This is a genomic window from Pandoraea sp. SD6-2 (genome assembly GCF_000389825.1).
Lineage (GTDB): Bacteria > Pseudomonadota > Gammaproteobacteria > Burkholderiales > Burkholderiaceae > Pandoraea > Pandoraea communis.
On the sequence record NZ_KB944454.1, the window covers coordinates 951,419 to 976,962 of the forward strand.

The window sequence follows — 25,544 nt, forward strand, 5'->3', positions numbered from 1 at the left end:
TGACGCTCCTCGCGCGACGACCGTCCGGTCGTCGCGCCTGTGCGGGTTGAGGGATTACATGTAGCCCTTCGGGAACGGATCCGGATGGATCGGCTCCGGCGAACTCGCCACGACCTTGAACTGTCCGTCCGCCTGCCCTTCGCCGATCAGCGATCGGCTCCACAGGTGATGGTTCGGATCGACCTTCGCGTAGCCCTGGGGTGCGTTGGGCAGTTCAATGCCCGCAGACGCGGCGACCACCTTGTTCACGTCGAAGCTGCCCGCGCGCTCGCACGCGGCCTTCCAGATCCAGGGGCCGAGGTAGGCCGCCTGTGTCACGTCCCCGATCACCGATTTCGCGCCGTAGCGCGCCTTGAATGCGGCGACGAACTTCTTGTTGTTGTCGTTATCCAGCGACTGGAAGTACTTCATCGACGAGTAGAAGCCTGCGAAGTTTTCGCCGCCGATACCCAGCACTTCGTCTTCCGTGACGGAAAGGGTCAGCAGGAATTGCTTCTGGGGCGTGATGCCCGCTGCCTTGAGTTGCTTGTAGAACGCCACGTTCGAGCCCCCCACCACCGTCGCGAAAATGCAGTCGGGACGTGCGAGCTTGATCTTGTTCATCAGCGAATTGAACTCGGTCGTGCCGAGCGGGTAATACTCTTCGCCGACCACCTTCGCGTGAAGATGCTGCTCGATATGACGGCGCGCGATCTTGTTCGACGTGCGCGGCCAGATGTAGTCGGAGCCGATCAGGAAGAACGTCTTGGCCTTCTTCGTGTTCGACGCCCAGTCGAGCGCCCAGAGAATCTGCTGCGTGGCTTCCTGACCGGTATAGAAGACGTTCTTCGACTGCTCCAGACCTTCATAGAACGTCGGGTAGTACAGCAAGCCGTTGTCCTTCTCGAACACCGGCAGCACCGCCTTGCGCGAGGCCGACGTCCAGCAACCGAAAACGGCCGCGACGTGGTCGTTCTCGAGCAGCTTCTTGGATTTCTCGGCGTAGGTCGGCCAGTCGGATGCACCGTCTTCCTGAATGATGTTGATCTTACGTCCGAGCACACCGCCCATCGCATTGATCTGTTCGATGGCAAGACGCTCTGCCTGAATCGAGCCCGTCTCGGAGATCGCCATCGTGCCGGTTGCCGAGTGCAACTGGCCGACCGTGACCGTGGTGTCGGTCACGGCGAGGCCGGTGGTGTTCACCTTGGCCGTCGGCGGCACCTGTGCGAACGACGTTCGCGGCAGGCCCAGCGCCACGAGCGGGGCCGCGGCGAGGCCGCCGAGCAACCGCCTGCGCAACGGCGAAGCCATGCGCTCGTCATCTTCGAATCGATCGTCTGCGGACATCACGTTCTCCTGATCATAGGCCCTGTGCGAGAAGCGCGGCGGGCGGGTTTCACGGGTTTGAACGCAATGTAGGGAGCCAATTTGACGATCGGAATACGTCGATTGACGTATTCCCCGGGTGGGGCGGTGGAATGTAATTTGCTTTGGGCTTTACACCCGACGCTTTTTTGCACCAATCCGGATCGTCTTCACGTCTTCATGGCCAAGATGCACCAAAGTTCAGTCAGCGCGCTCAGCACTCAGCGCATCGTGAAGGTGCGGCGGGATTACAACGCCTGGGTCGGCGACGAGACGCTGGAAGACTATGCGCTGCGCTTCACCCCGCGCTCGTTTCGCCGCTGGTCGGAATTACGCGTCGCGACCACGGCAATCGGCGGCGTGTCGTTTCTGGTGCTGGAGGCCATCGGCGGCAGCCTTGTCATCAATTACGGCTTCACCAACGCGGTCTGGGCCATCGCCGCCGTCTCGATCCTGATTTTCCTGACGAGCCTGCCGATCAGCTATTACGCGGCGCGCTACGGCGTGGACATGGATCTGCTCACGCGCGGCGCCGGCTTCGGTTACATAGGCTCGACGGTGACGTCGTTCCTTTACGCCATCTTCACATTCCTGTTCTTCGCGCTCGAAGCGGCCATCATGGCGCTGGCGTTACAGCTCTATTTCCACATCTCGCTGGCGCTCGCGTATGTCGTGAGTTCGCTCGTCGTGATTCCGCTGGTGATGTTCGGCATCACGCTCATCAACCGGCTGCAAAGCTGGACGCAGCCCCTGTGGATCGTGTTGTTCGTGTTGCCCTACGCCGCAGTGCTGTGGCACCACCCTGGGATGATGCGCGAGTGGACCACGTTCGCGGGATTCGCCCCGCAAGGCCGGGCGTTCAGTCTCATTGCGTTCGGGCAGGCGTCGACGGTCGTGTTCGCGCTGATCGTGCAGATCGGCGAACAGGTGGACTATCTGCGCTTTCTGCCGCCGCTGACGGCGCGCAACCGCAAGCGCTGGTGGCTCGCGCTATTGTCCGCCGGTCCGGGCTGGATCGTACCCGGTGCGCTGAAGATGCTCGGCGGCGCCTTCCTCGCATTCGTGGCGATCCAGCATGAAGTGGGTGTCGCACAAGCCGCGCAGCCCACGCAGATGTATCTCGTCGCGTATCACATCCTGCTCGATCCGGCAGGGCTGGCTAGCTGGGCGCTGCCGGCCATGACGCTTTTCGTCATCGTCTCGCAACTCAAGATCAACGTGACGAACGCGTATGCAGGATCGCTGGCCTGGTCGAACTTCTTTGCACGTCTCACGCACAGTCATCCGGGGCGCGTGGTGTGGCTCGTCTTCAACGTGATGATCGCGTTGCTGCTCGTGGAGATCGGTGTCTTCGAGGTGATCGGCAAGGTGCTCTCGCTGTATGCGAATGTCGCCGTGGCCTGGATAGGCGCGCTGTGCGCCGATCTCGTCATCAACAAACCATTGGGATACAGCCCGCGTCACATCGAGTTCAAACGCGCGCATCTCTATGATGTGAATCCCGTCGGGCTGGGCGCGATGTTGCTGGGCGTCGTGGCGGCCCTCACGGCCCGGGCCGGCGTCTTCGGCGAGCTTGGCGAGGCGATGTCGCTGTTCCTCGCCTTCGGCGTGGCGTTCGTCTGCGCGCCGATCATTGCCATCGCGACACGCGGCAAGTACTACCTCGCGCGCGAGCCGCAATCGACCGGCGACGCCGGATCGCTGCGCTGTGCGATCTGTGAGCACGCATTCGAGCCGGAGGACACGGCCCACTGTCCGGCATATGGCGGCACGATCTGCTCGCTTTGCTGCTCGCTGGACTCCCGCTGCCACGATCGCTGCAAGCCGCACGCGCGCTTCTCCGCGCAGGCCGATCGCGCATTGCACTCCGTGTTTCCGCGCCTGCGACTGGGGCCGGCCGCGTTGCGGCTCATTCGCTATGCGAGCCTCGTGCTGGCCATCCTTATCGTGTTGGCCGGCGTTCTGCTTCTGATCTGGTCGCAGAGTGTGGCGTCGATCAGCGCGGCGGAAGTCGGGGTCATAGGCAGCAGCTTCCTCAAGATCTTCTTCTCGCTCGCCCTCGTGGGCTGCATCGCGGCGTGGTGGTTCGTGCTGGAGCGCGAGAGCCGCCGCGTCACGGAAGAGGAATCGCAACGGCAGAACGAATTGCTGATGCAGGAAATCGAAGCGCACCAGAAGACCGACGAGGCGCTCAAGCGCGCGACCGCAGCCGCCGAGTCGGCGAATCAGGCCAAGAGCCGTTATGTATCGGGCCTCAGTCACGAACTACGGACGCCCCTCAACAGCATCCTCGGCTATGCGCAGCTTCTGATGCAGGCGAAGGAAGAACTGTCCCCAACACGCTACAACGCGGTTCGCACCATCCATCGCAGCGGCGAGCATCTGCTTGCGCTGGTCGACGGACTGCTGGACGTCGCGCGCATCGAGGCCGGCAAGCTGCAATTGAACATCACGAAAGTGTCGCTGACCGATTTCGTGTCTCACGTGTCGTCGATGATGAGTCCGTTGGCGATGGAAAAGGCGCTCGCCTTCGATGTCCAGACCGTCGGTCGAATTCCGGGGACGGTGAAGTGCGATCAGAAGTACCTCGGGCAGATTCTCACCAACCTGATCGGCAACGCGATTCGCTTCACGTCGGCAGGGACGGTGACGCTGCGCGTGAGTCACGCGCTGGACACGCTGAAGTTCGAAGTGATCGATACCGGACCCGGCATCGCCCCTGAGGAAATGGCGCGTCTCTTCCTGCCGTTCGAGCGCGGCGACGCCGCCCATGCGAACGATCACGGCGCGGGCCTCGGACTGACGATCTGCCGATTGCTCACGCATGCGCTCGGCGGCAGTCTGGACGCACACAGCGAGGTCGGACGCGGCACGCGCTTCATCGTGAAACTCTTCGCACCGGCGGTGCGAAGCGCACCCGACGTCTACACCGAGTTGGCGGGCATTCGCGGGTACGCCGGTCCGCGCCGCACGATTCTGGTGGTGGACGACCTGGCCGATCAGCGGGGGATCGTCGTCCAACTGCTCACGCCGCTGGGCTTCGACGTGACCGAAGTCGCCAGCGGTCCCGACGCGTTGCGATGGCTCGGCACCCACACCGCCGACGCGATCATCATGGACATCTCCATGCCGTTGATGGATGGCTACGAAACCAGCCGCCTGATTCGCGAGAATCAGCTCTCGGAGGCGCCCGTCGTATTGCTCTCGGCCAACGCTTTCGCCGACGATCGCGAGCGTGCCGGCGCGTCCGGCTGCGCAGGCTATCTGGCCAAGCCGTTGCAGGTGAATCTGTTGCTCGACAAGCTCGCGCAACTGCTTTCGCTGGAATGGATTGCGTCGGAACCGACGGCGCCGCCCAGCCGGGCGCGGGCGGAAACATCGGCGGCGACGTCCGGCGCCATCCAGCTCGCGCTGCCCGAGGGGGTCTTGCAGCGTATCCGCGAGCATCTCGACGTCGGCTATGTGCAGGGGGTCGTCGAGCAACTCGACGAGGCGCGTCGCGTCCACCCGGCGTTGTCCGCCCAGATCGACACGCTACGCGCACTTGCCGAACGCTTTCAGCTAAGGGAACTTGAAAATGAGCTTGTCCACCTGCCCCGCGCCACCGGTGCATGACGTACGCACGGAGGCGAGCGACCCGCCGGAGTGGCTGGGAAACCGTCCTGTCGTGCTCATCGTGGACGACACGCCCGACAATCTCGCCTTTCTCTCCGATACCCTGCAAGCGAACGGTTATGCGGTGCTCGTCGCGTTAAGCGGCGAGGCGGCATTGAAGTGTCTGTCGCGGGTCACGCCGGATGTCGTGCTGCTCGACGCGATGATGCCCGCGATGGACGGCTTCGAGACCTGCACGCGGATCAAACAGGACCCGCGTCACGAGCATCTTCCGGTCATCTTCATGACGTCACTGACGGAAAGCGAGCATGTCGTGCGTGGCTTTCGCGTCGGGGGTATCGATTACGTGACGAAACCCGTGCGCCCGGAAGAGGTGTGCGCGCGCATTGGCGCGCATGTGGTGCGCTCGCGCGCGCAATCCTATGCACAAGCGGCGCTCTCGCTCGACGCACGCGCGGCGCTCATCGTCTCGGAGGACGGCGCGATCCGCTGGCAGAGTCCTCAGGCGGCGCGGCAGATCGCGGCCTACGGGGCGACGCACGAGGACGTCGTCGAACCGCGTTTGCCCGCGCCATTGCTGCATTGGTTCGTAACCTGGCTTGCGCACGGCGCGCCGGCGGACGTCGTCCATGAATGCGTACTCGAGAACGTTCGCCGTTCCGCCACGGCTGCCCCGGCCCCGAAGAGCGGTGAGTGGATCGTCACGCTCACGGAAGCCGACGACACCGCTTACTGCACGGCGCTTGCCCTGCGCTTCGGCCTGACCGCGCGCGAAGCCGAAGTGCTCCTGTGGGTGTCGCGCGGCAAAGCCAATCGCGACATCGGGGACATCCTCGGCATGGCGCCCCGCACGGTCAACAAGCACCTCGAACACCTGTTCCGAAAGCTCCACGTGGAAACCCGCGCGACCGCCGCCGCGCTGGTGGTGAAGGTCCTCGATCGGCGGTGAAGTCGGCCTTCATGCAGCGAGACTGATTGGCACGGCGTTCGCACGGGGCCACCTATCTCGGACGATTACTCGTCGAGCGCCTTGTTGCCGGTTTCCTCGAACATCGATACGGCGATGAGCGAGATGACCACGCAGGCGATCATGTACCAGGCCGGCGCCATCTTGTTGCCGGTCGTGCGAATCAGCCAGCCCGCGACGAGCTGCGCCGTACCGCCGAACACCGACACCGCGATGGCATACGCGCTCGACATGTAGCCCGCACGCAGATGCTTCGGGAAGTTCTCCGGCATCAGCGCGTAAGCCGGGGCCGAGCCCATCGTGTAGCAGAGCATCAGCACGATCAGGGCGGCAAGCACCACCGGCAGCGACGGGAAGTGCGTCATGATCCAGAACGCCGGATACAGCAGCACGATGAGCCCCACGCGCCCGGCAATCGTAAGCGGCTTGCGGCGGCCCATCTTGTCCGACAACGCGCCGTAGATCGGGCACATCACCAGCGAGATCGTGCTGGCGGCAACGCCGGCGAGCATCGACATCTTCGGCGGCAGGCCCAGGTACTGAATGCAGTACGTCGGCATGTAGTACATCATCACGTACGTCGACACCGACATCCCCATGATCGAGAAGATCGTGAGGAACCAGTTGCGCACGTACAGGCCATGCTTGGGATCGTCGCGACCGGCAACGGTCTTCGGCTTCGGCGGCTCTTCCTGAATGTGACGGCGCAGGTAGATACCGACCGGCGCGATCAGCGTGCCCAGCAGGAACGGGATACGCCAGCCCCAGCTATGCATGGTGTCGTCCGAGAGCAGGAAGCCGAGGCTTGCGGCCAGCCCCGAGCCGAGCAGCGCGGCCGCGCCCTGGCTCGCCAACTGCCAGCTTGCACGGAAGCCACGGCTCTTCGCACCCCCCATTTCCAGCAGCGTGGCCGTCGCCGCGCCAAACTCGCCGCCTTGCGCGAAGCCTTGCAGCAAACGCGCCGCCACGATCAGCAGCGGTGCCGCCAGACCGATCTGCGCATACGTCGGCGCAAGGCCGATGGCCACCGAACCGAGTGCCATCAGACCGATGGTGAGCGTGAGCGCCGGCTTGCGCCCGGCACGGTCGGCATAGCGGCCGATCACGATGCCGCCCAGCGGGCGCATCACGAAGCCCACGGCAAACACGGCGAACGCGAGCAGCGACGACGTGATGGGGTCGTCCGCCGGGAAGAACTGCTTGCCGATGGTCAGCGCGAAATAGCTGTAGACCGTGAAGTCGAAGAACTCCAGCAGGTTGCCGATGACGGCGGCGAAAACGATCTTGCGCTGCTGCGCCGGGCTCATTGTCGACGGCTGTGCGCCGTCAACCGGGAACGATTGCGTTGCGATGCTCATGCGCGATCCTTGCTGAGAAAGCGTTCGACCAGTCGCGTCCAGAAGGCGGCCCCGATGGTCAGATTGTCGTCGTTGAAGTCGTACTTGGCGTTGTGCAGCATCGGCTTGCCTTCGCCGTTACCCAGGCGAATGAAGCAGCCCGGCACCTTCTGCAGGTAGTAGGCGAAGTCCTCGCTGCCCGCGATCGGCGGGAACGGCGAGATGATGTGCTCGGCACCGACCAGCGCTTCGGCCACGCCGCGCGCAAATTCCGTCTCTGCCTCGCTGTTCACCAGCACCGGATAACCGCGGATGTACTCGATGTCGGCGCTCGCGCCGTAGCCTTCCGTATGCGACGTCACCAGCGCGCGGATACGCGCTTCGAGCGTGGCGCGCACCTTCGCAGAGAACGAGCGCACGCTCAGTTCCATCGTGGCGTCTTCGGGAATCACGTTGGGGGCAAAACCGGCATGGAACGTGCCGACGGTGACCACTGCGGCTTCTGTCGGGTCGATATTGCGTGCGACCACGGTTTGCAAGGCCATCACGAGGCTGCTGCCGATCACCACCGGATCGATGGCCAGGTGCGGGCGCGCCGCGTGGCCGCCACGGCCGTGAATGCGGATCTTGACGGTGTCGCACGCGGCCATGAGCGGACCGGCGCGAAAACCGAACGTGCCCGTGGCCACGCCAGGGTGATTGTGCAGACCGAAGATCGCTTCGCACGGGAAGCGCTCGAACAGGCCGTCGGCAATCATCTGCTCGGCGCCGCTGTTCGAACCGGCTTCTTCCGCCGGCTGGAAAATCAAATGGACGGTGCCGTCGAAATTGCGCGTCTTCGCCAGATGTTGCGCCGCGCCGAGCAGCACGGTCGTATGGCCGTCATGGCCGCAGGCGTGCATCTTGCCGTCGTGCACGCTGGCATACGCGAGACCGGTCTGCTCGTGAATCGGCAGCGCATCCATGTCGGCACGCACCCCCACCGTGCGACCGCTCGTGCCCACGGTGAGCGAGGCCACTACGCCGTGACCGCCAACGTTACGCGTGACCTGATAACCCCAGCTCTCGAGCTTCTCCGCCACGTAGCGCGACGTGTCGACTTCCTCGTAGGACAGCTCGGGGTGTTGGTGGATATGGTGACGAATGTCGGCCAGTTGCTCGCGGGCATCGGCCAGATCACCCACTTCGCAATAGCGAATCTCGCTCATCGGGGACTCCTCATTTTTTTGAATATCGCGGAGTATTGCACCGACGAAAATCCCCACCCATGACGTAAACCACGGCAAAATGTTGCTCTCAAGTCAACAATTGGACTCGCTGTCACGATAGGTAAATACCGGCATCGACGGCACAAATCATTTCCAATTCAATGGCTTACAGAGAATCACCGGCGCATTGGACGCGTCCGGCGGCGGCCACCGGGTCAACGCCGGGGCGGACCGGCGTATTCGCTCGAACGTAACAGTGAAGCAAACATGGCAAACGAGTCGTGGATGGACGACATTGGCGAGCGTCCGCTCAAATATCTCGCCGAAATTGCCGCGACGGGCGGCGTGCGCATGGCCGCCGAAGCGCTGAGCGTGAATCCGTCCGTGGTCAGCCGGCAGGTCGCGGCACTTGAGCGGCGTCTGCGTTTCCCGTTGATCGAGCGGCGCGGACGCAATGTGAGCGTCACCGAGATCGGTCAGGTGCTCATCGACTATTACCGCGACGGTCAACGCCGTCAGCACGACCTGTCGGCGCGGCTGGAGGAATACCGGCATCTGAAGCGCGGCAGGGTCGCTATCGGGGTCGGGGAAGGTTTCATCGGCCGCCTGATCGCGCAGGCATTGCAACGATTCTCGATGAGCTATCCGGACATCCTCGTCGAGATTCGCTCCGGCCCGACGCCCACGGTGCTCTCGCTGGTGCGCGACGACGTGGTGGATATCGGCCTGTGCGCGCGCTCGGCGGACGATCCCGCCATGCGCATACACCCGTTCGCACCGAAAGCCCTTTGCGCCGTGGTCGCGCCCACGCATCGCTTCGCCAGGATGACGAGCGTGCCGCCCTCGGAACTGGTGCACGAGCGGCTCATCTTCATGACCGAGGCGCACGGTGTGCAGCACTTCGTGCACTCGGTGCTCGACACGGCACGTCTGAACGTGACGCCCGCCTATCGCGTCGATCTGTTCAACACAGCGCAAACACTCGCGGCGGCGGGCCTGGGCGTGGCCTTCATGTCGGCCATTACGGCGCGGCGCGGCATCGAACTCGGCGAGTTGGTGGCCGTGCCCATCGACCACCCGATTGCGATGGGCTTCTCCAGCCAGATGATGACGCGCGTGGGACGGCGTCTGTCGCCCGCTGCCGACCACCTCTGGAAACAACTCGCGCAAAGCCTCGCACATCGCTGATTTGCCCGCGCGGCGTCGCCAGTTGCCGCGGATGGCGTATGATCGGCCGGGTGCTGGATATGCCTGCCTGTTAGATGACAACCGACTCGAACCCACCCGCCCACCGGCGACTCCGTGCGCGCTTCGTCGCCATTTCCTGGCGCGATCTCGCCGTGTCCTTCGGCCCCGTGGTGCTCATCGCGATTGCGGCCGTCTGGCTCGCGGTATGGCTCGTGAAACCAGCGCCGCCGCGCACCGTCACGCTCAGTGCCGGCCCGGAAGGCAGCTCCTTCTGGAACGCCGCACAACGCTACAAGACGATCCTCGCGCGCGACGGAATCACGCTCAACGTACTCACCTCCGAAGGCTCGCGCCAGAACGTCGAGCGGCTCGCCGACGAAACGCAGGATGTCGACCTCGGACTGGTGCAGGGCGGCGTATCGCAGGGTCTCGGCGTCGACGGTCTCGTGTCGCTCGGCAGCGTGTTCTACGCCCCGATCTCCGTGTTCTATCGCGGCGCGCGCGTGACCAAGCTCTCGGACCTGACGGGCAAGCGCATCGCCATCGGCCGCGAGGGCAGCGGCGCCCGAACGCTGTCGCTCACGCTGCTCAAGGCGAACGGCATCGAGCCGGGCGGTGCAACCACGCTCACCGCCTACGACGGACAAGAGGCCGCGCAAGCGCTGATCGACGGCCGTGTGGACGCCACCATGCTCACCGGCGACACCGCCACCGGGCCGACGATGGGCAAGTTGATGCGCACCCCCGGCGTGCATCTGATGGATTTCGCGCAAGCCGACGCGTACACGCGCCGCTTCACCTATCTGAATCAATTGACGCTACCGCGCGGGGTCTTCGATCTCGGACGCAATCTCCCGGCGCACCCGGTGCACGTCATCAGCCCGACAGTCGAACTCGTGGCGCGCGACAGCTTGCATCCGGCGCTGTCGGACCTGCTCATCGAAGCCGCCAAGGAAGTGCACGGCAAAGCCAATCTGTTGCAGCGAGCCGGAGAATTTCCGTCGGCGCAGGTGCATGAATTCCCGATCTCGGACGACGCCGCGCGCTACTACCAGTCGGGCAAGGGCTTCCTGTACCGGCATCTGCCGTTCTGGATCGCGAGCCTCGCCGACCGCATCGTCGTACTGCTCGTGCCGATCATCGTGGTGTTGATTCCGGCATTCCGGCTGGTGCCGTCGCTGTATAGCTGGCGCGTGAAATCACGGTTATATCGCTGGTACGGGGCGCTCATCGCATTGGAACGCGAAGCGCTGGCCAACGACGCGCACGTCGAGTACCGGAACCTTCGCCACCGGCTCGACGCCATCGAAGCCGCCGTCAATCGTCTGAAGATTCCGCTCGCCTACGCCGACCAGTTCTATGTGCTGCGCGAACACATCGGCTTCGTGCGTCAGCGCCTCGACACCATGAATGCAGAATCGAGCGCTGCCGGAGGCGAGGAAAGCGTGCAGGGCGCTTGAGCATCTCAAAGCAATGCTTATGCGATTCATAATCAGCACCAGCTTTTCTTATGAACGGACAAAGCGCAAACTGCTGACAGTCCTGGGCCGGAACACCGGCCCGTCGTGAAATTCAACGTCCTGGTCTGTTCGTATGCCGTCGTCCTCCTCACCTTCCTCCGCTCCCGGCGCACCGCAACGCGTCGGCGTCGAACTGGCGCGCAGCGCATGCACGGTGCGCGCCGTGTGTGACGAGGATCTGCCGGCCATCACGGCCATCTACGCCCATCATGTGCGTACCGGCACCGCATCGTTCGAGGAAGTGCCGCCCGACGAGGCCGAAATGCGCACCCGTTGCGCGAAAGTGCTCGACGCGGGGCTGCCGTATCTCGTCGCCGAGCGCGACGGCAAGCTGCTCGGCTACGCGTACGCCACGCATTACCGGCCGCGTTCGGCCTACCGCTTCACGCTGGAAGACTCCGTGTATATTGCCGCCGATGCGACCGGGCAGGGCGTGGGCCGCGCGCTGCTGCTCACACTCATCGCGCAGTGCGAAGGCGGTCCGTGGCGGCAGTTGATTGCCAACGTCGGCGACAGCGGCAACGCGGCATCGCTCGCCCTGCATACCGCGTGCGGCTTCGTGCAGGCGGGCGTGCTCAAATCCGTCGGCTTCAAGTTCGGCCGCTGGATCGACACCGTGCTCATGCAACGGCCGCTGAGCGCGGGCGACACAACGCTGCCGGCCTGACCCGCCCGCCGCGTCAAAACGGCGAGGCGCGATCCAGTTCCTTGTAGTGGCGGAAGATGCCGGTAGTGTTGAACGCGATGCGGCGCGATGACTTCAGATACGCCGCGATCCGCGGCACGCGCGCCACGGCGTCATGCGTCGCCTGACAGCGTGGAAACGCCTTGGCGAATTCCGACATCGCACGCGGGAACGCGTAACGCAGGCCCTCGACGACCTGAAACAGCGAAAGGTCGGCATACGACATTTCGCCTTCGGAAAGCCAGCCACCGGCGTGTGGGTTGTTCGCTAGCACGCGTTCGAAGTATTCGAAGAACTTCGGCAGACGGTAGTCGATCAGTTCCGCCGTGCGCTTGCGCGCTTCCGTGCGCTGATTACTGTAGTACAGACGACCCGCGATGGGATGGTGAGCGTCGTGCACTTCGGCCACGAGATCGGCCAGCGTCAGTTGCAACTGGTTGACCCAGCGGCGCGCGCGGGGCGACGCGCCCACGAGGCCGAGCAACGGTCCGAGATACGCCAGAATGTTTGCCGTCTGCCCGATCAGTTCGTCGCCCACGCGCAGAAAGGGCGGCGCGAAGGGCGGGTCGGTGCACAGGGGATCGTCCATCGTGCGCAGCAGGCCGTCCATACCCTGACCGGGCGGCTCGCCCTGCACGATCTCGACATACGGCGTGCCGGTGGCCTCGAAGGCGAGGCGGACAAACTCGCCGCGCCCTTGCAGGCCCGGCCAATAGAACAGTTCGAAGGTCATGTCCCCCCCCTCAGGCTTCAGGAAGCGCCCGGCTGCATCTCCACGCGATTCTTGCCCCGTTGTTTGGCGCGATAGAGCGCCAGATCCGCCGACTCGATCAACGACGTCGACGCCATGTGAGTGCGCGGAACCAACGCGGCGCCGCCGAGGCTGATCGTCACGTGGCGGCCGTTGGCCGAACCCACGTGGGGAATCGCCATCGCGTCGATCTGCGCGCGCACCTTCTCGGCGATGACTGCCGCGCCGTCGCCCGCCGTATTCGGCAGCACCATCACGAACTCTTCGCCGCCGAAGCGCGCGGCAAGATCGGCCGGACGCGACGCAGCATCGGCAATCGTGCTGGCAATGCGGCGCAGCACATCGTCACCCGCGATGTGGCCGTACGTGTCGTTATAGATCTTGAAGTTGTCGACGTCGATCATCAGCAACGCCATCTCGCGTTGCTCACGCAACGCGCGACGCCATTCCGCACCGAAATACTCGTCGAAATAGCGGCGGTTCGCCAATCCGGTGAGGCCGTCGGAATGCGTCAGCCGCTGCAACTCCAGATTCGTTTCCAGCAACTGCTGCTGACTCTCGCGTAGCGCACGATACGCCTCATCGCGCTGAAGCAGGTTCATGTACGAGCGCGAGTGGTAACGAATGCGGGCCACCAGCTCGATGGTGTCGGGCAGCTTCACCAGATAGTCGTTGGCCCCCGCCGCGAAGGCTTCGCGCTTGATCGTCGACTCTTCCTTCGTCGAGAGCACGATGATCGGAATGTCGCGCGTGAGCGGACTGGCGCGATACTGTCGTACCAGCGACAAACCGTCGGTGCCCGGCATCACGAGGTCCTGAAGGATCACGGTAGGACGCGTCTGTTCCGCCACGCGCACTGCGTCGTCGGGATTCGCGCAGTAGTGGAAGTCGATATTCGGCTCGTTGGCCAACGCTCGCCGGATCGCTTCGCCGACCATCGCCTGATCGTCGACGAGCAATACCATCGCCGACGAATCGTTCAGGCTACTCGCGGCGCCAAGCGTTTGCTCCACCGGCTTCGGTTGACGTGGGGTGGTCGTCATGATTTACGTCCTGTCATACAGTTCCAAACAACGCCACCAATTGTGGCGCAATGGTCGGTAGCGCCAGAATCTCCGACGCCGCGCCCGCTTCGGCTGCCGCTTTGGGCATGCCGTACACGGCGCTCGTCGCGCGATCCTGAGCGATCGTAATAAAGCCTCGCGCGCGCATGGCGCCGAGCCCGGACGCACCATCGCGCCCCATGCCCGTGAGCAGCACGCCCACCGCGCTCGAGCGCCAGTTCTCGGCCACGCTTTGCAGGAAGACGTCGATGGACGGCCGATACACGGCGTCCTTGGGATCGTCGGTATACACGCAACGGCCGCTCGCCTCGACACGCAGATGACGATTGCCGCCCGCGAGCAGCACCACCCCCGCCGCCGGGCGCTCGCCCGCCTGTGCCAGACGCACGGTGAGCGGTGTTTGCTGATCGAGCCAGGTCGCCATGCCGGGGGTAAACGCATCGTCCACATGCTGTACGACGATCACGCCCGCGGCAAAGTTCGCGGGCAGCCGTCCAAGCAGCGTGGCGAGCGCGGCCGGCCCGCCAGCGGACGCACCGATGGCCACCAGCGCGTCGGTACTCGTAGCGGCGACGGGTGCGATCACGGGTTGCGGCACCCGCGCGTCGGCCTGCTGCGCAGCAATGGCGTCGATCTTCGCGAGCAGCGACGACGCCGGGCGCGCCAGATCCGACGCCCCGAGCACCGGCGTGTCGACGGCGTCCACGGCACCTGCCCCCATCGCGTCGAACACGAGGCTCGCATGATGGCCGACGTCCGAGGTCACGATGAGAACCGGACAGGGCGTGCGGCGCATGATCTCGCGTGTGGCGGCCACGCCGTCCATCACCGGCATGACAAGATCCATCAGCACGAGATCCGGCGGCACAGGTGCGCACATCGCCACCGCCTGCGCGCCGTCGTGCGCCACCCAGGCCACGTCGAATCCCGGGCGTTGCGCGAGCGTGCGGCGCAGCGCTTCGACGGCGATGATCGAATCGTTCACGATCCCGATTTTCATGAGCCCGACTCCCCGATGAGATCCACCACGGCACGCAGCAGCGTGTCGTCGTGGAAGCTGCCTTTCGCAAGGTAATAATCCGCGCCCGCGTCGAGTCCGCGCTGGCGATCTTCCTCGCGATCCTTGTATGAAACGATCATGACCGGTACATCGGCAGTGCGTGCGTCGCGCTTGATGAGCGAGACCAGTTCGATGCCGTCCAGGCGCGGCATGTCGACGTCCGTAATCACCATGTCGAAGGTTTCGCTGCGCACGGCATTCCAGCCATCCATGCCGTCGACGGCCACGCTGACGTCGTAGCCGCGCGCGGTGAGCAGTTTACGCTCGAGTTCGCGCACGGTCAGCGAATCGTCGACGACCAGCACGCGCTTGCGGCCGCGCCCGCTCGCCTGTGCGGCTCTCACCGGCAGCCGTTCGAGCGACCCCATCTCCACGGCCTTCGCAATCGAGCGCACCAGATCGGCCGTGTCGATGATGAGCAGCGGCGAGCCGTCTTCGGTGAGCGCACCGGCAGCGATGTTGGGCACCTTGCCCAGCCGCGTATCCAAAGGCTGTACAACGAGCATACGTTCGCCGAGGAATTTATCGACGGTCAAACCGTAGCGCGCATCGCCCTCGCCGAACACGACCACCGGCTGGTCTGCGGCCGCCGCAACAGGTTCGCTGCCGCACAGCACCTGCTGCGCACTCACCAGCCCGATCTGTTTGCCGTCCAGCGTAAAGTGCGGGCGGCCTTCGAGCATGGCGATATTCTCCTGTGGCAGCGCCAACGTGCGCGACAGACTCGCCAGCGGCAGCGCATACGGCTCGCCGTCGATCTCGACCAGCAAGCTGCGCACCACCGACAGCGTCAGCGGCAATTGCAGGATGAACTTCGTGCCGCGCCCCGGCGCATGCTCGATACGCACCGTGCCGCGCACCAGCGCCGCCATGGCCCGTACCGCATCGAGGCCGACGCCTCGGCCCGAGACATCCGTCACTGTATCGCGCAGCGTGAAGCCGGGCAGCATCAGGAATTCGAGCAGTTCGTTGTCGTCGAGCTGCTGCGCGGTGTCTTGCGCAACCAGCCCGCGTGCGATGACCGACCGCCGCACGCGCTCGAGATCGATACCTGCGCCGTCGTCGGCCACGCTCACGAGCAGCAGACCCGCGCTGTGCCGCGCACTCAGCGTGATGACACCCTCGGCAGGTTTGCCTGCCGCAGCACGCTCGGCCGGGCTCTCCAGTCCGTGGTCGACGGCGTTGCGCAGCAAATGGCCCAGCGGCGCTTCGAGCTGATCGAGAATGTCGCGGTCGACTTGCGTGTCTGCGCCGCGAATTTCCAGCCGCGCCGGTTTGCCGAGCGCGCGGCCCAGATCGCGCACCATGCGCGCGAATCCGCCCAGCCGGTCGTCGAGCGGCCGCATACGGCAAGCGAGCGCTTCGTCGTATAACCGCTGCGACAGTTGTGTCGAGCGCCGGTCGAACTGGTCAAGTTCGTGGATCTGCTCGGCCAGCAACGATCCGCCTACACCGAGTGCACGTCGCAGATCGGCCAGTGCCGCGAGAAGCTGCTGACGATCTTCGTCGGAACGATCTGCCGCTCGCGCGAGCGCCGAGCTTACCCGGTCGAGCGCATCGCCCGCTTCGTGTTGGTGCCGCTTGAGCCGTTGCAGCGATTGCGCAAACGGCTGCGACCAGCGCGAGGCCACCAACGCCTCGCTCGACAGCCGCAATAGCCGGTTCAGGCTATCGGCCGATACGCGCAGCGCGCGCGAGGCGTGATCCGTACCTTCATCGTCTTCTCGCGCGTGATATTCGGGGTCGGCGGGACGAGTATCGCGCGTGTCGTGCGACGCGGGGGCAAGCGGCGGCTCCTCCGTCCCCCCAGGCACCGGCCCGGACACAACGGATGGCTGCGCCGTCTCCATGCCATAGCCGGCGTAATCGAACGACTCGGGCGCGTGTGAGGTGGCAGCTTCCGGCGTCGCACCGCTCGTCAGCGTGGCGAGTTGTTCGGTGAGTGCGGAAACGAAGGTGTCGATCTCTGCCTTGCCGGCGCCTTGCGCCCAGAGCGCATCGCGGCCCGGCGGATGCGCCAGCCGCATAAGCAGATCCACGCCCTGCAGCAGGCGGTCGATGATCGCCACATCAAGAACCAGCGCGCCGCGTTGCGCCGCCACGAAGGCATCTTCGAGCACATGCGCGAGCGAGACGCCGGCCTCGATGCCAACGATGCGCGCCGCGCCTTTGAGCGAGTGCGCCGCGCGCATGCAGGCTTCGAGGCGCGACGCGTCGGCTGGTGTTCGCTCCAGCGCCAACAGCCCATCGCCAAGCACTTGCGCCTGCGCCTCAGTCTCCATACGGAACAGGTCGAGCAATGTGGCGTTCTGCAGATCGTCGCTCATGCGAGACTCCGGTCGAACGCCGCACCAACGCGCAACGGATCGAGCACGCCAACGACATGTTCGCGCCAGCGCAGTACCGCGACGGCGAAACCGTCGGCCGCACCCAGCGTCGTAGCAGGCACAGACCCCATTGCCGTTTTTGCCGGTGTGACGGTGCCGTGGACTTCCGTCACGGGAAACACACTCAGATGGTGACCATGACGCAGTGCCAGCAGACGCGACGTACTCGTGCGCAAGAGACTCGAGGGCGCGGCCTGAGCTTTCGGTGCGGGTTGCACACCGAGCAGTTTCTCCAACGACAGGCAAGGCACCAGCGCGCCACGCAAGTTGACCAGCCCAAGCAGGGCTCGCTGACGATGCCCCGGCACCGAATGCCAGGCACGCATCGGCGCCACCTCTTCGATGGTCGAGGCAGGTAACGCCAGCCATTCGTCGGCCACACGGAACAGCAGCAGCGACGGGCCGCGCGCCGCTTCGTCCTCCCCGGGAATGGCGCGCCAGGGCGATGGGTCGACGGGCACGACCGGCAACCGGTCGAGCAACTCGGCCGCCTGCCGATGCAAGGCATGCGTGTCGGCGTTCAGCCTGAGATTCGGGTCGCGCTCGCCGGGGGCAAGACCGGTCTCACGCGCGATTTCGCGATTTGTCATCGATGTCGAGTCCCATCGCGATGTGCGTGGTCATGAGGTTCGGTGGCCGAGGCGCCAGCCGTGCCTGCCGTGCCTTGTATGCGTTCGGCGCGTTCGAGCATCCGTTTGGCACCGTCGGCGTCGCCTCGCGCATCGAGCTGCGCAGCACAATGCACGAGCGCTTCGTAATGTGCCGGATCGAGATACAACGCGCGACGGTAGTGAATGAGCGCCCCTTGCGCGTCGCCGCGCGCGTCTTCGACCAGTCCGAGCAAATATTCCGCCTGCGCATTGGCATGCTCCGTCGCGAGCACGTGGCGGCACAACGCCGCCGCGCGGACGAAATCGCCCGCATCGGCAGCAACGCGCGCCTGCTCGAGTTGTTCGCGAATGTCGGCGGTGGCGGCAACGCTCGGCACAACTGGCGGGGTCACCGGTGGCGTTGGTGGCAACGGCACGAAGGCGCGGGCGGGGCCGGCGGGCGCCACGCGAATCGCCGGCGTGCGCCGTTGCGCAGCCGCATCGACGGGACTCACCGGCAGTGCCGTATTGAACGAGCCGAGTGTCCCGGCGATATGAGATATGCCGGCGGACGAGGGCGCCACATCGCTCACGGGCCCGGTTGCACGGAACGAAAACGCCTGTACGTGCCCGGTCGACGTCATCCCGTTGCTGGTCAGCGTGCCGCCTTCGGCCGGTCCGGCGAAGAGCGTCGCGCCCAGACGCATGAGACGCAAGAGCGCGGCAATCGCACGGCACTGGCCCTCGCGGTCGAAATAGATCAACACGTTACGGAAGAACACGAAGTCGAACGTGCCAAGCCGGTCGGCGAGCGACGCGTCGAACAGATTGCCCGAATGCCAGCGCACCTGCGTACGCAGTGCATCGGCGATGCGAAAGCTGTCGTCTTCCTTCGTGAAATAGTGCTCGCGAAACTGCATCGATGCGGGCGGCCCGCGAAATGAATTGCGCCCGTATACCCCCTCGCGGGCCACGGCGAGCGCACGTTCGCTGATGTCGAGCGCGTCGACGGTGAATTCATTCGCGGCGAAGCCAGCGTCCAGCATCGTCATGGCGATGGAGTACGGCTCCTCACCGGTGGCACAGGGCAGACTCAGCAGTCGTAACGCCTGCCCCTCGCGCATCGTCCCGCTTCGTGCATTTCGTTCGTCGCGCGCCATTTGCGCCAGTGCCGTGAAGGCGTCGCGGTGACGGAAGAACCAGGTCTCGGGCACCACCACCGCTTCGATCAGTGCCTGAAGCTCCTGCGGCGATTGTTGAAGTTGCTGCCAGTACTGCGAATAGGAGGACGCATCGTGCAAGTCATGCAGGTCGGGCGACAGCGCGGCGAGCCGGGCACGCACGGCGCGCTCGATGGCATTCGCCCCGAGCGTTTGTGCGTCGAGGCCCATGGTGTCGCGCAGCAAACGTTCGATGTTTCGCACATGGCTCATGACGACGCCTCCGGCGCTTCGGCCAAGGCGTCGCGCGACGCATCGAACAGCAACGCGCGCGCTTCGTCGGTGAGCAATTGATCGACGCGCACCCACTGCACGAGTCCCTCATCGGTATCGAGCACCGGGCCGAGGTAGCGGCCTTCGGGCAGATCGACGCCGCTTGCCTGGAAGGCTGAAGCGTCGGCACGCAGCATATCCGTCGCGCGCTCGACGAGGATGCCGAGGCGACGCGCGTTGGGGCCGGGCGCCGGGTAGTGCACGAGTACCAGACGCGTCGACCGGCGCTCGGGCGCTACCGCGCCGGTGGCGAGCCGCGTCAGATCGATGACGGGCACCGGCTCGCCGCGATAGCTGAACGCCCCCGCCACCCAGGCCGGTGCGGCGGGCATGCGCTTGAGCGCGAGCCACGGCAGCACCTCGGCCACATGTTGGGCTTCGATGACGTAATGATCGGTCGCGATGGCGAAACGCAGGAACAACATGGCGATGTCCGCGAATGACGAAGAGGGCCGTTACTTCACACCAGCCCCGAGGGCGGCAGGGCCAGCACCTTGAAGCGCGACACGCCGCTTTTGAGGCCGTTGGCGACGTGATTGAGTTCTTCGATGGCCTGGCTCGACTGTTGCAGCGATTCGGCCGTCTGCTGTGCCGCCTCGGAGAGCTGCACCAGCGCCTGATTGATCTGTTCGGCACCGGTGGCCTGCGCCTGCATGCCCTCGTTGACGACCTGGAAGCGCGGCGGCAACGTCTGCACCTGCGCAATGATTTGTGCGAGCTGATCGCCGACCTGACGCATCTCGTCCATGCCGCGCCGCACTTCCTCGGCGAACTTGTCCATGCCCATCACGCCGGCCGACACCGCCGACTGGATCTCCTTGATCATCTGCTCGATGTCGTAGGTGGCGACAGCCGTCTGGTCGGCCAGACGCCGGATCTCGGTGGCCACGACGGCAAAACCGCGTCCGTACTCGCCCGCCTTCTCGGCCTCGATGGCTGCGTTGAGCGAGAGCAGGTTGGTCTGGTCGGCAACCTTCGTAATCGTGGTGACGACCTGATTGATGTTGCCCGCCTTCTCGTTGAGGATGCCCAGCTTGCCGTTGACCGAGCCCGCCGCGTCCATCACATGGCGCATGGCGTCTTCCATGCGCGTGAGGCCGACGTGGCCGGTGCCCGCGAGCGAAGCTGCGTGGTTGGCCACCCCCGCCACTTCGGTCATGGTGTGCGCCAGATCGCGCGACGTGGCGAAGATCTCGCGCGACGTCGCGCCGATCTCCGTCGTGGTCGCCGCCGTCTCCGACGCCGTGGCCTGCTGCTGACGCGACGTGGCGGCAATCTCGGTCACCGACGTCGTCACCTGCAACGCCGACTTCTGCGCCTGCCCGACGAGCCCCGTCAACTCATCCGTCATCCGGTTGAAACCGGATTCCAATGCGCCGAATTCGTCGCGGCGTGCCAGATCGAGACGCTTGGTCAGATCGCCCGAGCGCATGATTTCCAGAATCTGCATCACGCTTGCGAGCGGCACGCTGATCGCCCGGAACAGCAACCAGCCGCACAACACCGCGCACCCCAATGCCACGGCCAGCGTGATGAGCAATGTCGCCTTGGCCGCCCTCACCGCTTCGGCAATGTTGCGAGTCGACTCGTCGGCGAAGGTCTTGTTGGTGTCGACCAGGCGCTGGATGGCGGAGCGCCCGCGCCCCCATTCCGGCAGGAGCTGATCCGATAGCATCGCGCGCGCGGCGGGCATCTGGCCATCGCTCACCAGCTTGAGCACCTGATTGCTGATGCGGCCGTATTGCTGGCGAATACCGCTCACCTCGTCGTACTGCATGCGATCGACAGCGCGGTTGACGGTGGTGGCGTAGTCCTTGATCCAGCCATCGATCGTCGTATCCGCAGTACGAAGCGCGTCGAGATCGATCGCGCGGGTCTTGTCGTTCTCGTCGATGGCCACGACTTGCTGGAGCAACTGGTAGCTCTCGAACCAGGCGCCGCGCAGCATCGTGCTGTAGTACAGCCCCGGCGTGGAATCGGTCTCCACGCTGTGCGCCTCCTGCTCGATGGCCGCCAGCCGGGTATAGGCGACGCCCGCCATAAGAGCCATCAGGGCCAGGATCAGGCCAAAACTGGCCAGAATGCGATGTCGGATCGACCAGTGTTTCACGCCGCGCTCCCGTTCGTTGTTCACGCCCGGTGCCGGGGGAGGGCGACGCGGGCCTCTTTGAGGTTACGCCGATTCTATTACAGCGGCCCGGCCGGGCAACGCCGGTCAGGCCATGTATTTGGGTTTATTTTCGATTTCGGCGGACCGGCCAATGCAAGCGGGGCTCGGGCCTGCGCTCAGCGGGTGAGGTCGCGCAAGGCGTCCGCCGTCATGGGGACGAGCGAGAGCGGGGTTGCCGCCGCAGTCAGTGCTGCGAGCGACGCCGCGTTGTCCGGCGAAACGCTGCCGTCCGGCAGGTGGAGATTGTTTTCGAAGCCGATGCGCGCGTGGCCGCCCTGCAACACTGCCGCCAGCGCGCACTCGGCCTCGCGCGGGCCAAAGGCGCACATCGCCCAAGGGGGGGCGGCGGCAGCTTCGCCCAGCGCTTGCACGCCGTTCTGCCAGGCCGAGAGCAACGGCAGCAGATCGGAGGGCGACGACAACTGCCCCTTGCTGTACCGGCCCAGCACGAACAACACCCAATGGCGGCCCGCCCGGATCGCCCCGCTCGCGCGCAGACGCCAATAGTGCGCCACGTCTCCGGTGTCGTACAGGATGTATTGCGCGGTGATGTTCTCCTGCCAGAGCCACGAGAAGAACGCTTCGGCCGCCGGCGCGTGCGCCGCATCGGGCGACACTTCGCGCAATGCCACCGAAATCGCTTCGGGATGCAGCGCGTACACGGTCGCGATCTGCTGCGCCGGCGAATAGATACCTACCGCCTCGGTCGTCACCTGCAATACGAGTTCGTTGCCCACGGCTCGCTGCACGGCGGCGATGCCGGCCGTGTAGTCCGGCACTTCGAGACTGTGCGTGCCGTCGGCCTTGCGCACGTGCAGGTGGATCATCGCCGCGCCGGCGTCCAGACACGCCTTCGCGCACGCGCCAAGGGCTTCCGGCGTCATGGGCAGCGCGCGATGGTCGACATGCGTGCGACGCGCGCCGTTGGGCGCCACAGCCAGGGCAAAGGCTCGCGTCATGCGGCACCTGCGGCTTTCACGCCGGTGACATCGGCCACCGCCAGCGCCAACCGTTCGACGATGCGATCGATGTCGTCCGGCCCGCAGATGAACGGCGGCGCGATCAGCGCATGGTCGCCATGCACGCCGTCGACCGTCCCGCCCATCGGATAGATGAGCAACCCGCGCTCCTTGGCGGCGGCCTTCAGACGCGCATGGGTCTTGTCAGCCGTAGGCAGCGTTTGCTTGGTGGCACGCTCGGCCACGAATTCGACACCGACGAAAAGCCCCCGGCCGCGTATGTCGCCCACGTTCGGGTGATCGGCGAAGACTTCGCGCAGACGGGCGCGCAGTTGCTCGCCGCGCGTCTTCACGTTCTCCAGCAGATGCTCTTGTGCAATTGTGCGTTGCACGGCCAGCGCCGCCGCGCAGGCCATCGCGTGGCCCAGATAGGTATGACCGTGCTGGAAGAAACCCGACCCGCCGACCACGGCGTCGAATATCTTGTCGGAACACAGCATTGCCCCGATCGGCTGATAACCCGCGCCCAGCCCCTTGGCGATCACCAGAATGTCCGGCACCACGCCGTCTTCTTCACAAGCGAACAGATAGCCCGTGCGGCCCATGCCCGACATGACTTCGTCGAGCAGCAGCAGCACACCGTACTTGTCGCACACAGCGCGGATGCGCTTGAAGTAGTCGCCCACCGGCGGCACGGCACCGGCGGTGGCGCCCACGACGGTCTCCGCCACGAACGCGATCACCGTGTCGCCGCCGAGTTCGAGAATTTTCGCTTCGAGTTCGTCGGCCAGACGCTGCACGTACGTCGCATCGCTTTCGCCCTCGAACCGCTCGCGATACGCGAAGCAGGGCGAGACGTGGTGTGCCGGCACCAGCAGCGGGAGGAACGGCTCGCGTCGCCATGCGTTGCCGCCGATGGCCAGCGCACCGAGTGTGTTGCCGTGATAGCTCTGACGGCGCGCGATGAAATACCGGCGTTGTGGCTGTCCGATCTCGACGAAGTATTGCCGCGCCAGCTTGAGCGCCGCCTCCACGCCCTCCGACCCGCCGCTCACGAAGTACACGTGGTTCAGATCGCCGGGCGCGCTCGCGGCCAGCATGTCGGCCAGATGCTCGGCGACTTCCGTCGTGAAGAACGACGTATGCGCGTACGCCAACTGGGCCGCCTGCTGCTGCATCGCCTCGATCACACGGGGATGACCGTGCCCAAGACACGAGACCGCCGCGCCACCGCAGGCGTCGAGATAGTGCTTGCCGGTGCTGTCGATCAGCTCGATTCCCTGGCCGCCGACCGCGACGGGCAACGTTTGGCGCGGATTGCGGTGAAACACATGAGTCATGCCTGAACCCCTGACGGAAAGATGGTGCGTCGCGCGATGGCCCCAACCACCCGCATGCGAACAATGTCGCCAAGTGTAGGCGTATCTCCGCTCGTTTGCAACATATGTTTCATGCATTTTGCCGTCGCAACACTTCGCGCAATCCCCTGACCACCTTCGATGTCTCCGCGAAGCCCACGAGCATCGGGGGGAAAGCACGTGCGCGGCTGGGGCATTTCATGCAACAATCGTTACATTCTTTCGTTGCCGTGTTGCGATCCCCCAATGCCAGAAGCCCCAGCGCTGCCACAGACGCTCGATCAACTCAACGCGCAGTTGCGTGAGCGCTATCCCCAGCTCAGCCCGCAGTTTCAGGCGGGCGCGCGTTTCCTGCTCGATCATCCGCAGCGCGTACCGATCAGTTCGATGCGGGCAATTGCCGCCGAGGCCGGTGTCCAACCCGCCACTTTCGTGCGGCTCGCGCAACATCTCGGTTTCGAAGGCTGGCATGGCTTGCGTGAATTGTTTCTCGAATCGATCCGGCTCGGGCCGCAGCCGTATGCGAGTCGCGCACGTCAGGTGATTCGCGAAGGCGACGCTGCGCGCATGGTGCCCGAGATGTTCCGCGTGCAACACAACAACCTCGACCTGACCGAGGCAGGCGCCAATGCGTCGCTGGGCTCTGCCGTCGATCTGCTCGCCAATGCGGGCACCGTCCATGTGGCAGGCTTTCGCGCGTGCTTCCCCATCGCGTTCACGTTTCAGTACGTCTATCGGCTGTTCCGGCCGACGGTGCACCTGATTCGCGGCGAGGCCGGCACGTTGGAGATGGAGTTGCGCGCGCTCTCGGCGCGCGATGTGGTCGTCGTCATCAGCTTCGCGCCCTATTCCAATGAAGCACTGATTGTCGCCCGCGCCGCCCGGGCCGCCGGTGCACGCGTGCTCGCGCTCACGGATTCCACGGTCTCGCCGCTCGCCCTCGACGCCGACGTGACGGTGCTCTTCTCGCACGAAAGCCCGTCGTTCTTCCCCTCGATCACTGCGGGCATCGCCGTGGTGGAGACGCTTGTGGAAATGCTGCTCGCCCGCAAGGGGCGCGGCGCGGTGCGCGCGCTGGCGCTGGCCGAAGACCAGTTGCACGGCACCGGCGCCTACGTCAGGCCGGGCGCAGACGGCGACAGTGCTGCCAGCGGCGAGCGCACCAAACCGGACGCGTGAGTTGTGACGTGCGCCAGCGACGCGCCGGGATGACGCCACGCGCAGTTTCTTTTATGATCGACGTGCTCCCTGCGGCCGGACCGTCGACGCAAGTCCCGGCACGGCCTTATGCAGGACTCATCCCCTGTCGACAATCTCAAGGACTCCGAATGTCGCATTCTCATCTGTCGCGTGCCCGCCGGGTCGCACTCGGCACGGCGCTCGTCATCGGCGCCAGCCTGGCCGCCCCCGCGTTTGCCGCTTCCAATCTCATGTTCATGAGCAACTCGCCGCTGGCCTACATGAAAAAGGCCGACAACGAGTCGTTCGCCAAAGCCGCCGACGAGGTCCTATCCACCAAGCAGGACAACGAAACCGTCGAGTGGACCAACAAAGGCACGCACAACTCGGTCGCGATCACGGCTCACCTCACGCCGACCAATACCCAGAAGGACGACACCAAGACCTGCCGCGACCTGAACGTGCTGCTCGGCGCGAAGGGTCAGGAAGTCTTGCTCAAGCTCCCCGCCTGCAAAAATGGCGACACCGGCCGCTGGGAACTGCAAAAGCGCGGCACGCAGTAATCCCCTTTGCCTTCGCGGCATCAGACAAGAAAAACGCCGGCCCCGAAATCCCGGGCCGGCGTTTTTCATTGCGTCGCAGGTGTACAGGCACCGGCGAATCCTG

At 65.0% G+C, this 25,544-nt stretch carries 20 protein-coding genes; 7 read left to right on the top strand and 13 right to left on the bottom strand.

What is annotated here, in order from left to right:
- Nucleotides 1–54: 54 nt before the first annotated feature.
- Entirely contained in the window at nucleotides 55–1,329 is a 1,275-nt protein-coding gene (urtA, locus tag C266_RS20715; RefSeq protein WP_010806713.1) for an urea ABC transporter substrate-binding protein, read from the bottom strand.
- A 207-nt stretch (nucleotides 1,330–1,536) separates the two neighbouring features.
- Between urtA and C266_RS20720 the strand changes: the two genes are divergently transcribed.
- On the top strand, nucleotides 1,537–4,962 hold the full coding sequence (locus C266_RS20720; RefSeq protein WP_168162945.1) for an ATP-binding protein: 3,426 nt from the start codon (nucleotides 1,537–1,539) through the stop codon (nucleotides 4,960–4,962).
- Nucleotides 4,925–5,911: a response regulator transcription factor gene (locus C266_RS20725; protein ID WP_010806715.1), complete on the top strand. Its 987-nt coding sequence runs from the start codon at nucleotides 4,925–4,927 to the stop codon at nucleotides 5,909–5,911. Before C266_RS20720 ends, C266_RS20725 begins: the two co-directional genes overlap by 38 nt.
- 65 nt (nucleotides 5,912–5,976) lie before the next feature.
- Here C266_RS20725 and C266_RS20730 read toward each other — a convergent pair whose 3' ends face one another.
- Both C266_RS20730 and C266_RS20735 read right to left on the bottom strand, forming a co-directional pair.
- Nucleotides 5,977–7,287, bottom strand: coding sequence for an MFS transporter (locus C266_RS20730; protein WP_010806716.1), 1,311 nt, complete (start codon nucleotides 7,285–7,287; stop codon nucleotides 5,977–5,979).
- Nucleotides 7,284–8,474 carry a M20 aminoacylase family protein gene (locus C266_RS20735; RefSeq protein ID WP_010806717.1) on the bottom strand — a complete coding sequence of 397 codons (1,191 nt, stop codon included), beginning with the start codon at nucleotides 8,472–8,474 and terminating at the stop codon, nucleotides 7,284–7,286. Before C266_RS20735 ends, C266_RS20730 begins: the two co-directional genes overlap by 4 nt.
- A 267-nt stretch (nucleotides 8,475–8,741) precedes the next feature.
- On the opposite strand from C266_RS20735, the gene C266_RS20740 reads away from it, so the two are divergent.
- The 3 genes from C266_RS20740 (at nucleotide 8,742) to C266_RS20750 (ending at nucleotide 11,849) form a co-directional block, all read left to right on the top strand.
- A complete protein-coding gene (locus tag C266_RS20740) occupies nucleotides 8,742–9,662 on the top strand; it encodes a LysR family transcriptional regulator (RefSeq protein ID WP_036663513.1) in 921 nt (306 codons plus the stop codon).
- A 74-nt stretch (nucleotides 9,663–9,736) separates the two neighbouring features.
- The gene (locus C266_RS20745) at nucleotides 9,737–11,122 is read left to right on the top strand and encodes a TAXI family TRAP transporter solute-binding subunit (protein WP_010806719.1); all 1,386 of its coding nucleotides are present in this window, start codon (nucleotides 9,737–9,739) and stop codon (nucleotides 11,120–11,122) included.
- 133 nt (nucleotides 11,123–11,255) lie between these two features.
- Nucleotides 11,256–11,849: a GNAT family N-acetyltransferase gene (locus tag C266_RS20750; RefSeq protein WP_010806720.1), complete on the top strand. Its 594-nt coding sequence runs from the start codon at nucleotides 11,256–11,258 to the stop codon at nucleotides 11,847–11,849.
- A 13-nt stretch (nucleotides 11,850–11,862) separates the two neighbouring features.
- On the opposite strand, the gene C266_RS20755 is transcribed toward C266_RS20750, so the two are convergent.
- The 10 genes from C266_RS20755 to C266_RS20800 form a co-directional block, all read right to left on the bottom strand.
- Nucleotides 11,863–12,600 (bottom strand): glutathione S-transferase, encoded by a 738-nt coding sequence (locus C266_RS20755; RefSeq protein ID WP_010806721.1) that lies wholly within the window; start codon nucleotides 12,598–12,600, stop codon nucleotides 11,863–11,865.
- A gap of 17 nt (nucleotides 12,601–12,617) precedes the next feature.
- Nucleotides 12,618–13,661 carry a diguanylate cyclase gene (locus C266_RS20760; RefSeq protein ID WP_010806722.1) on the bottom strand — a complete coding sequence of 348 codons (1,044 nt, stop codon included), beginning with the start codon at nucleotides 13,659–13,661 and terminating at the stop codon, nucleotides 12,618–12,620.
- Between the two features lie 13 nt (nucleotides 13,662–13,674).
- On the bottom strand, nucleotides 13,675–14,682 hold the full coding sequence (locus C266_RS20765) for a chemotaxis response regulator protein-glutamate methylesterase (RefSeq protein ID WP_010806723.1): 1,008 nt from the start codon (nucleotides 14,680–14,682) through the stop codon (nucleotides 13,675–13,677).
- Complete coding sequence (locus tag C266_RS20770) at nucleotides 14,679–17,069, bottom strand: hybrid sensor histidine kinase/response regulator (protein WP_010806724.1); 2,391 nt, start codon at nucleotides 17,067–17,069, stop codon at nucleotides 14,679–14,681. Before C266_RS20770 ends, C266_RS20765 begins: the two co-directional genes overlap by 4 nt.
- On the bottom strand, nucleotides 17,066–17,719 hold the full coding sequence (locus C266_RS20775) for a chemotaxis protein CheW (RefSeq protein ID WP_010806725.1): 654 nt from the start codon (nucleotides 17,717–17,719) through the stop codon (nucleotides 17,066–17,068). The genes C266_RS20770 and C266_RS20775 overlap by 4 nt, the downstream gene beginning before the upstream one ends.
- The gene (locus C266_RS20780; protein WP_010806726.1) at nucleotides 17,716–19,152 is read right to left on the bottom strand and encodes a CheR family methyltransferase; all 1,437 of its coding nucleotides are present in this window, start codon (nucleotides 19,150–19,152) and stop codon (nucleotides 17,716–17,718) included. The genes C266_RS20775 and C266_RS20780 overlap by 4 nt, the downstream gene beginning before the upstream one ends.
- The gene (locus C266_RS20785) at nucleotides 19,149–19,637 is read right to left on the bottom strand and encodes a chemotaxis protein CheW (protein ID WP_010806727.1); all 489 of its coding nucleotides are present in this window, start codon (nucleotides 19,635–19,637) and stop codon (nucleotides 19,149–19,151) included. Before C266_RS20785 ends, C266_RS20780 begins: the two co-directional genes overlap by 4 nt.
- Before the next feature lie 35 nt (nucleotides 19,638–19,672).
- On the bottom strand, nucleotides 19,673–21,346 hold the full coding sequence (locus tag C266_RS20790; protein WP_010806728.1) for a methyl-accepting chemotaxis protein: 1,674 nt from the start codon (nucleotides 21,344–21,346) through the stop codon (nucleotides 19,673–19,675).
- A gap of 152 nt (nucleotides 21,347–21,498) precedes the next feature.
- Nucleotides 21,499–22,341, bottom strand: coding sequence for a 3-keto-5-aminohexanoate cleavage protein (locus C266_RS20795; RefSeq protein ID WP_010806729.1), 843 nt, complete (start codon nucleotides 22,339–22,341; stop codon nucleotides 21,499–21,501).
- Nucleotides 22,338–23,681, bottom strand: a complete 1,344-nt coding sequence (locus C266_RS20800; RefSeq protein ID WP_010806730.1) for an aspartate aminotransferase family protein — start codon at nucleotides 23,679–23,681, stop codon at nucleotides 22,338–22,340. Before C266_RS20800 ends, C266_RS20795 begins: the two co-directional genes overlap by 4 nt.
- A 264-nt stretch (nucleotides 23,682–23,945) precedes the next feature.
- Between C266_RS20800 and C266_RS20805 the strand changes: the two genes are divergently transcribed.
- Together C266_RS20805 and C266_RS20810 are read left to right on the top strand one after the other, a co-directional pair.
- Nucleotides 23,946–24,878, top strand: coding sequence for a MurR/RpiR family transcriptional regulator (locus tag C266_RS20805; RefSeq protein WP_010806731.1), 933 nt, complete (start codon nucleotides 23,946–23,948; stop codon nucleotides 24,876–24,878).
- 149 nt (nucleotides 24,879–25,027) lie between these two features.
- A complete protein-coding gene (locus tag C266_RS20810; protein WP_010806732.1) occupies nucleotides 25,028–25,441 on the top strand; it encodes a hypothetical protein in 414 nt (137 codons plus the stop codon).
- Nucleotides 25,442–25,544: the final 103 nt, after the last annotated feature.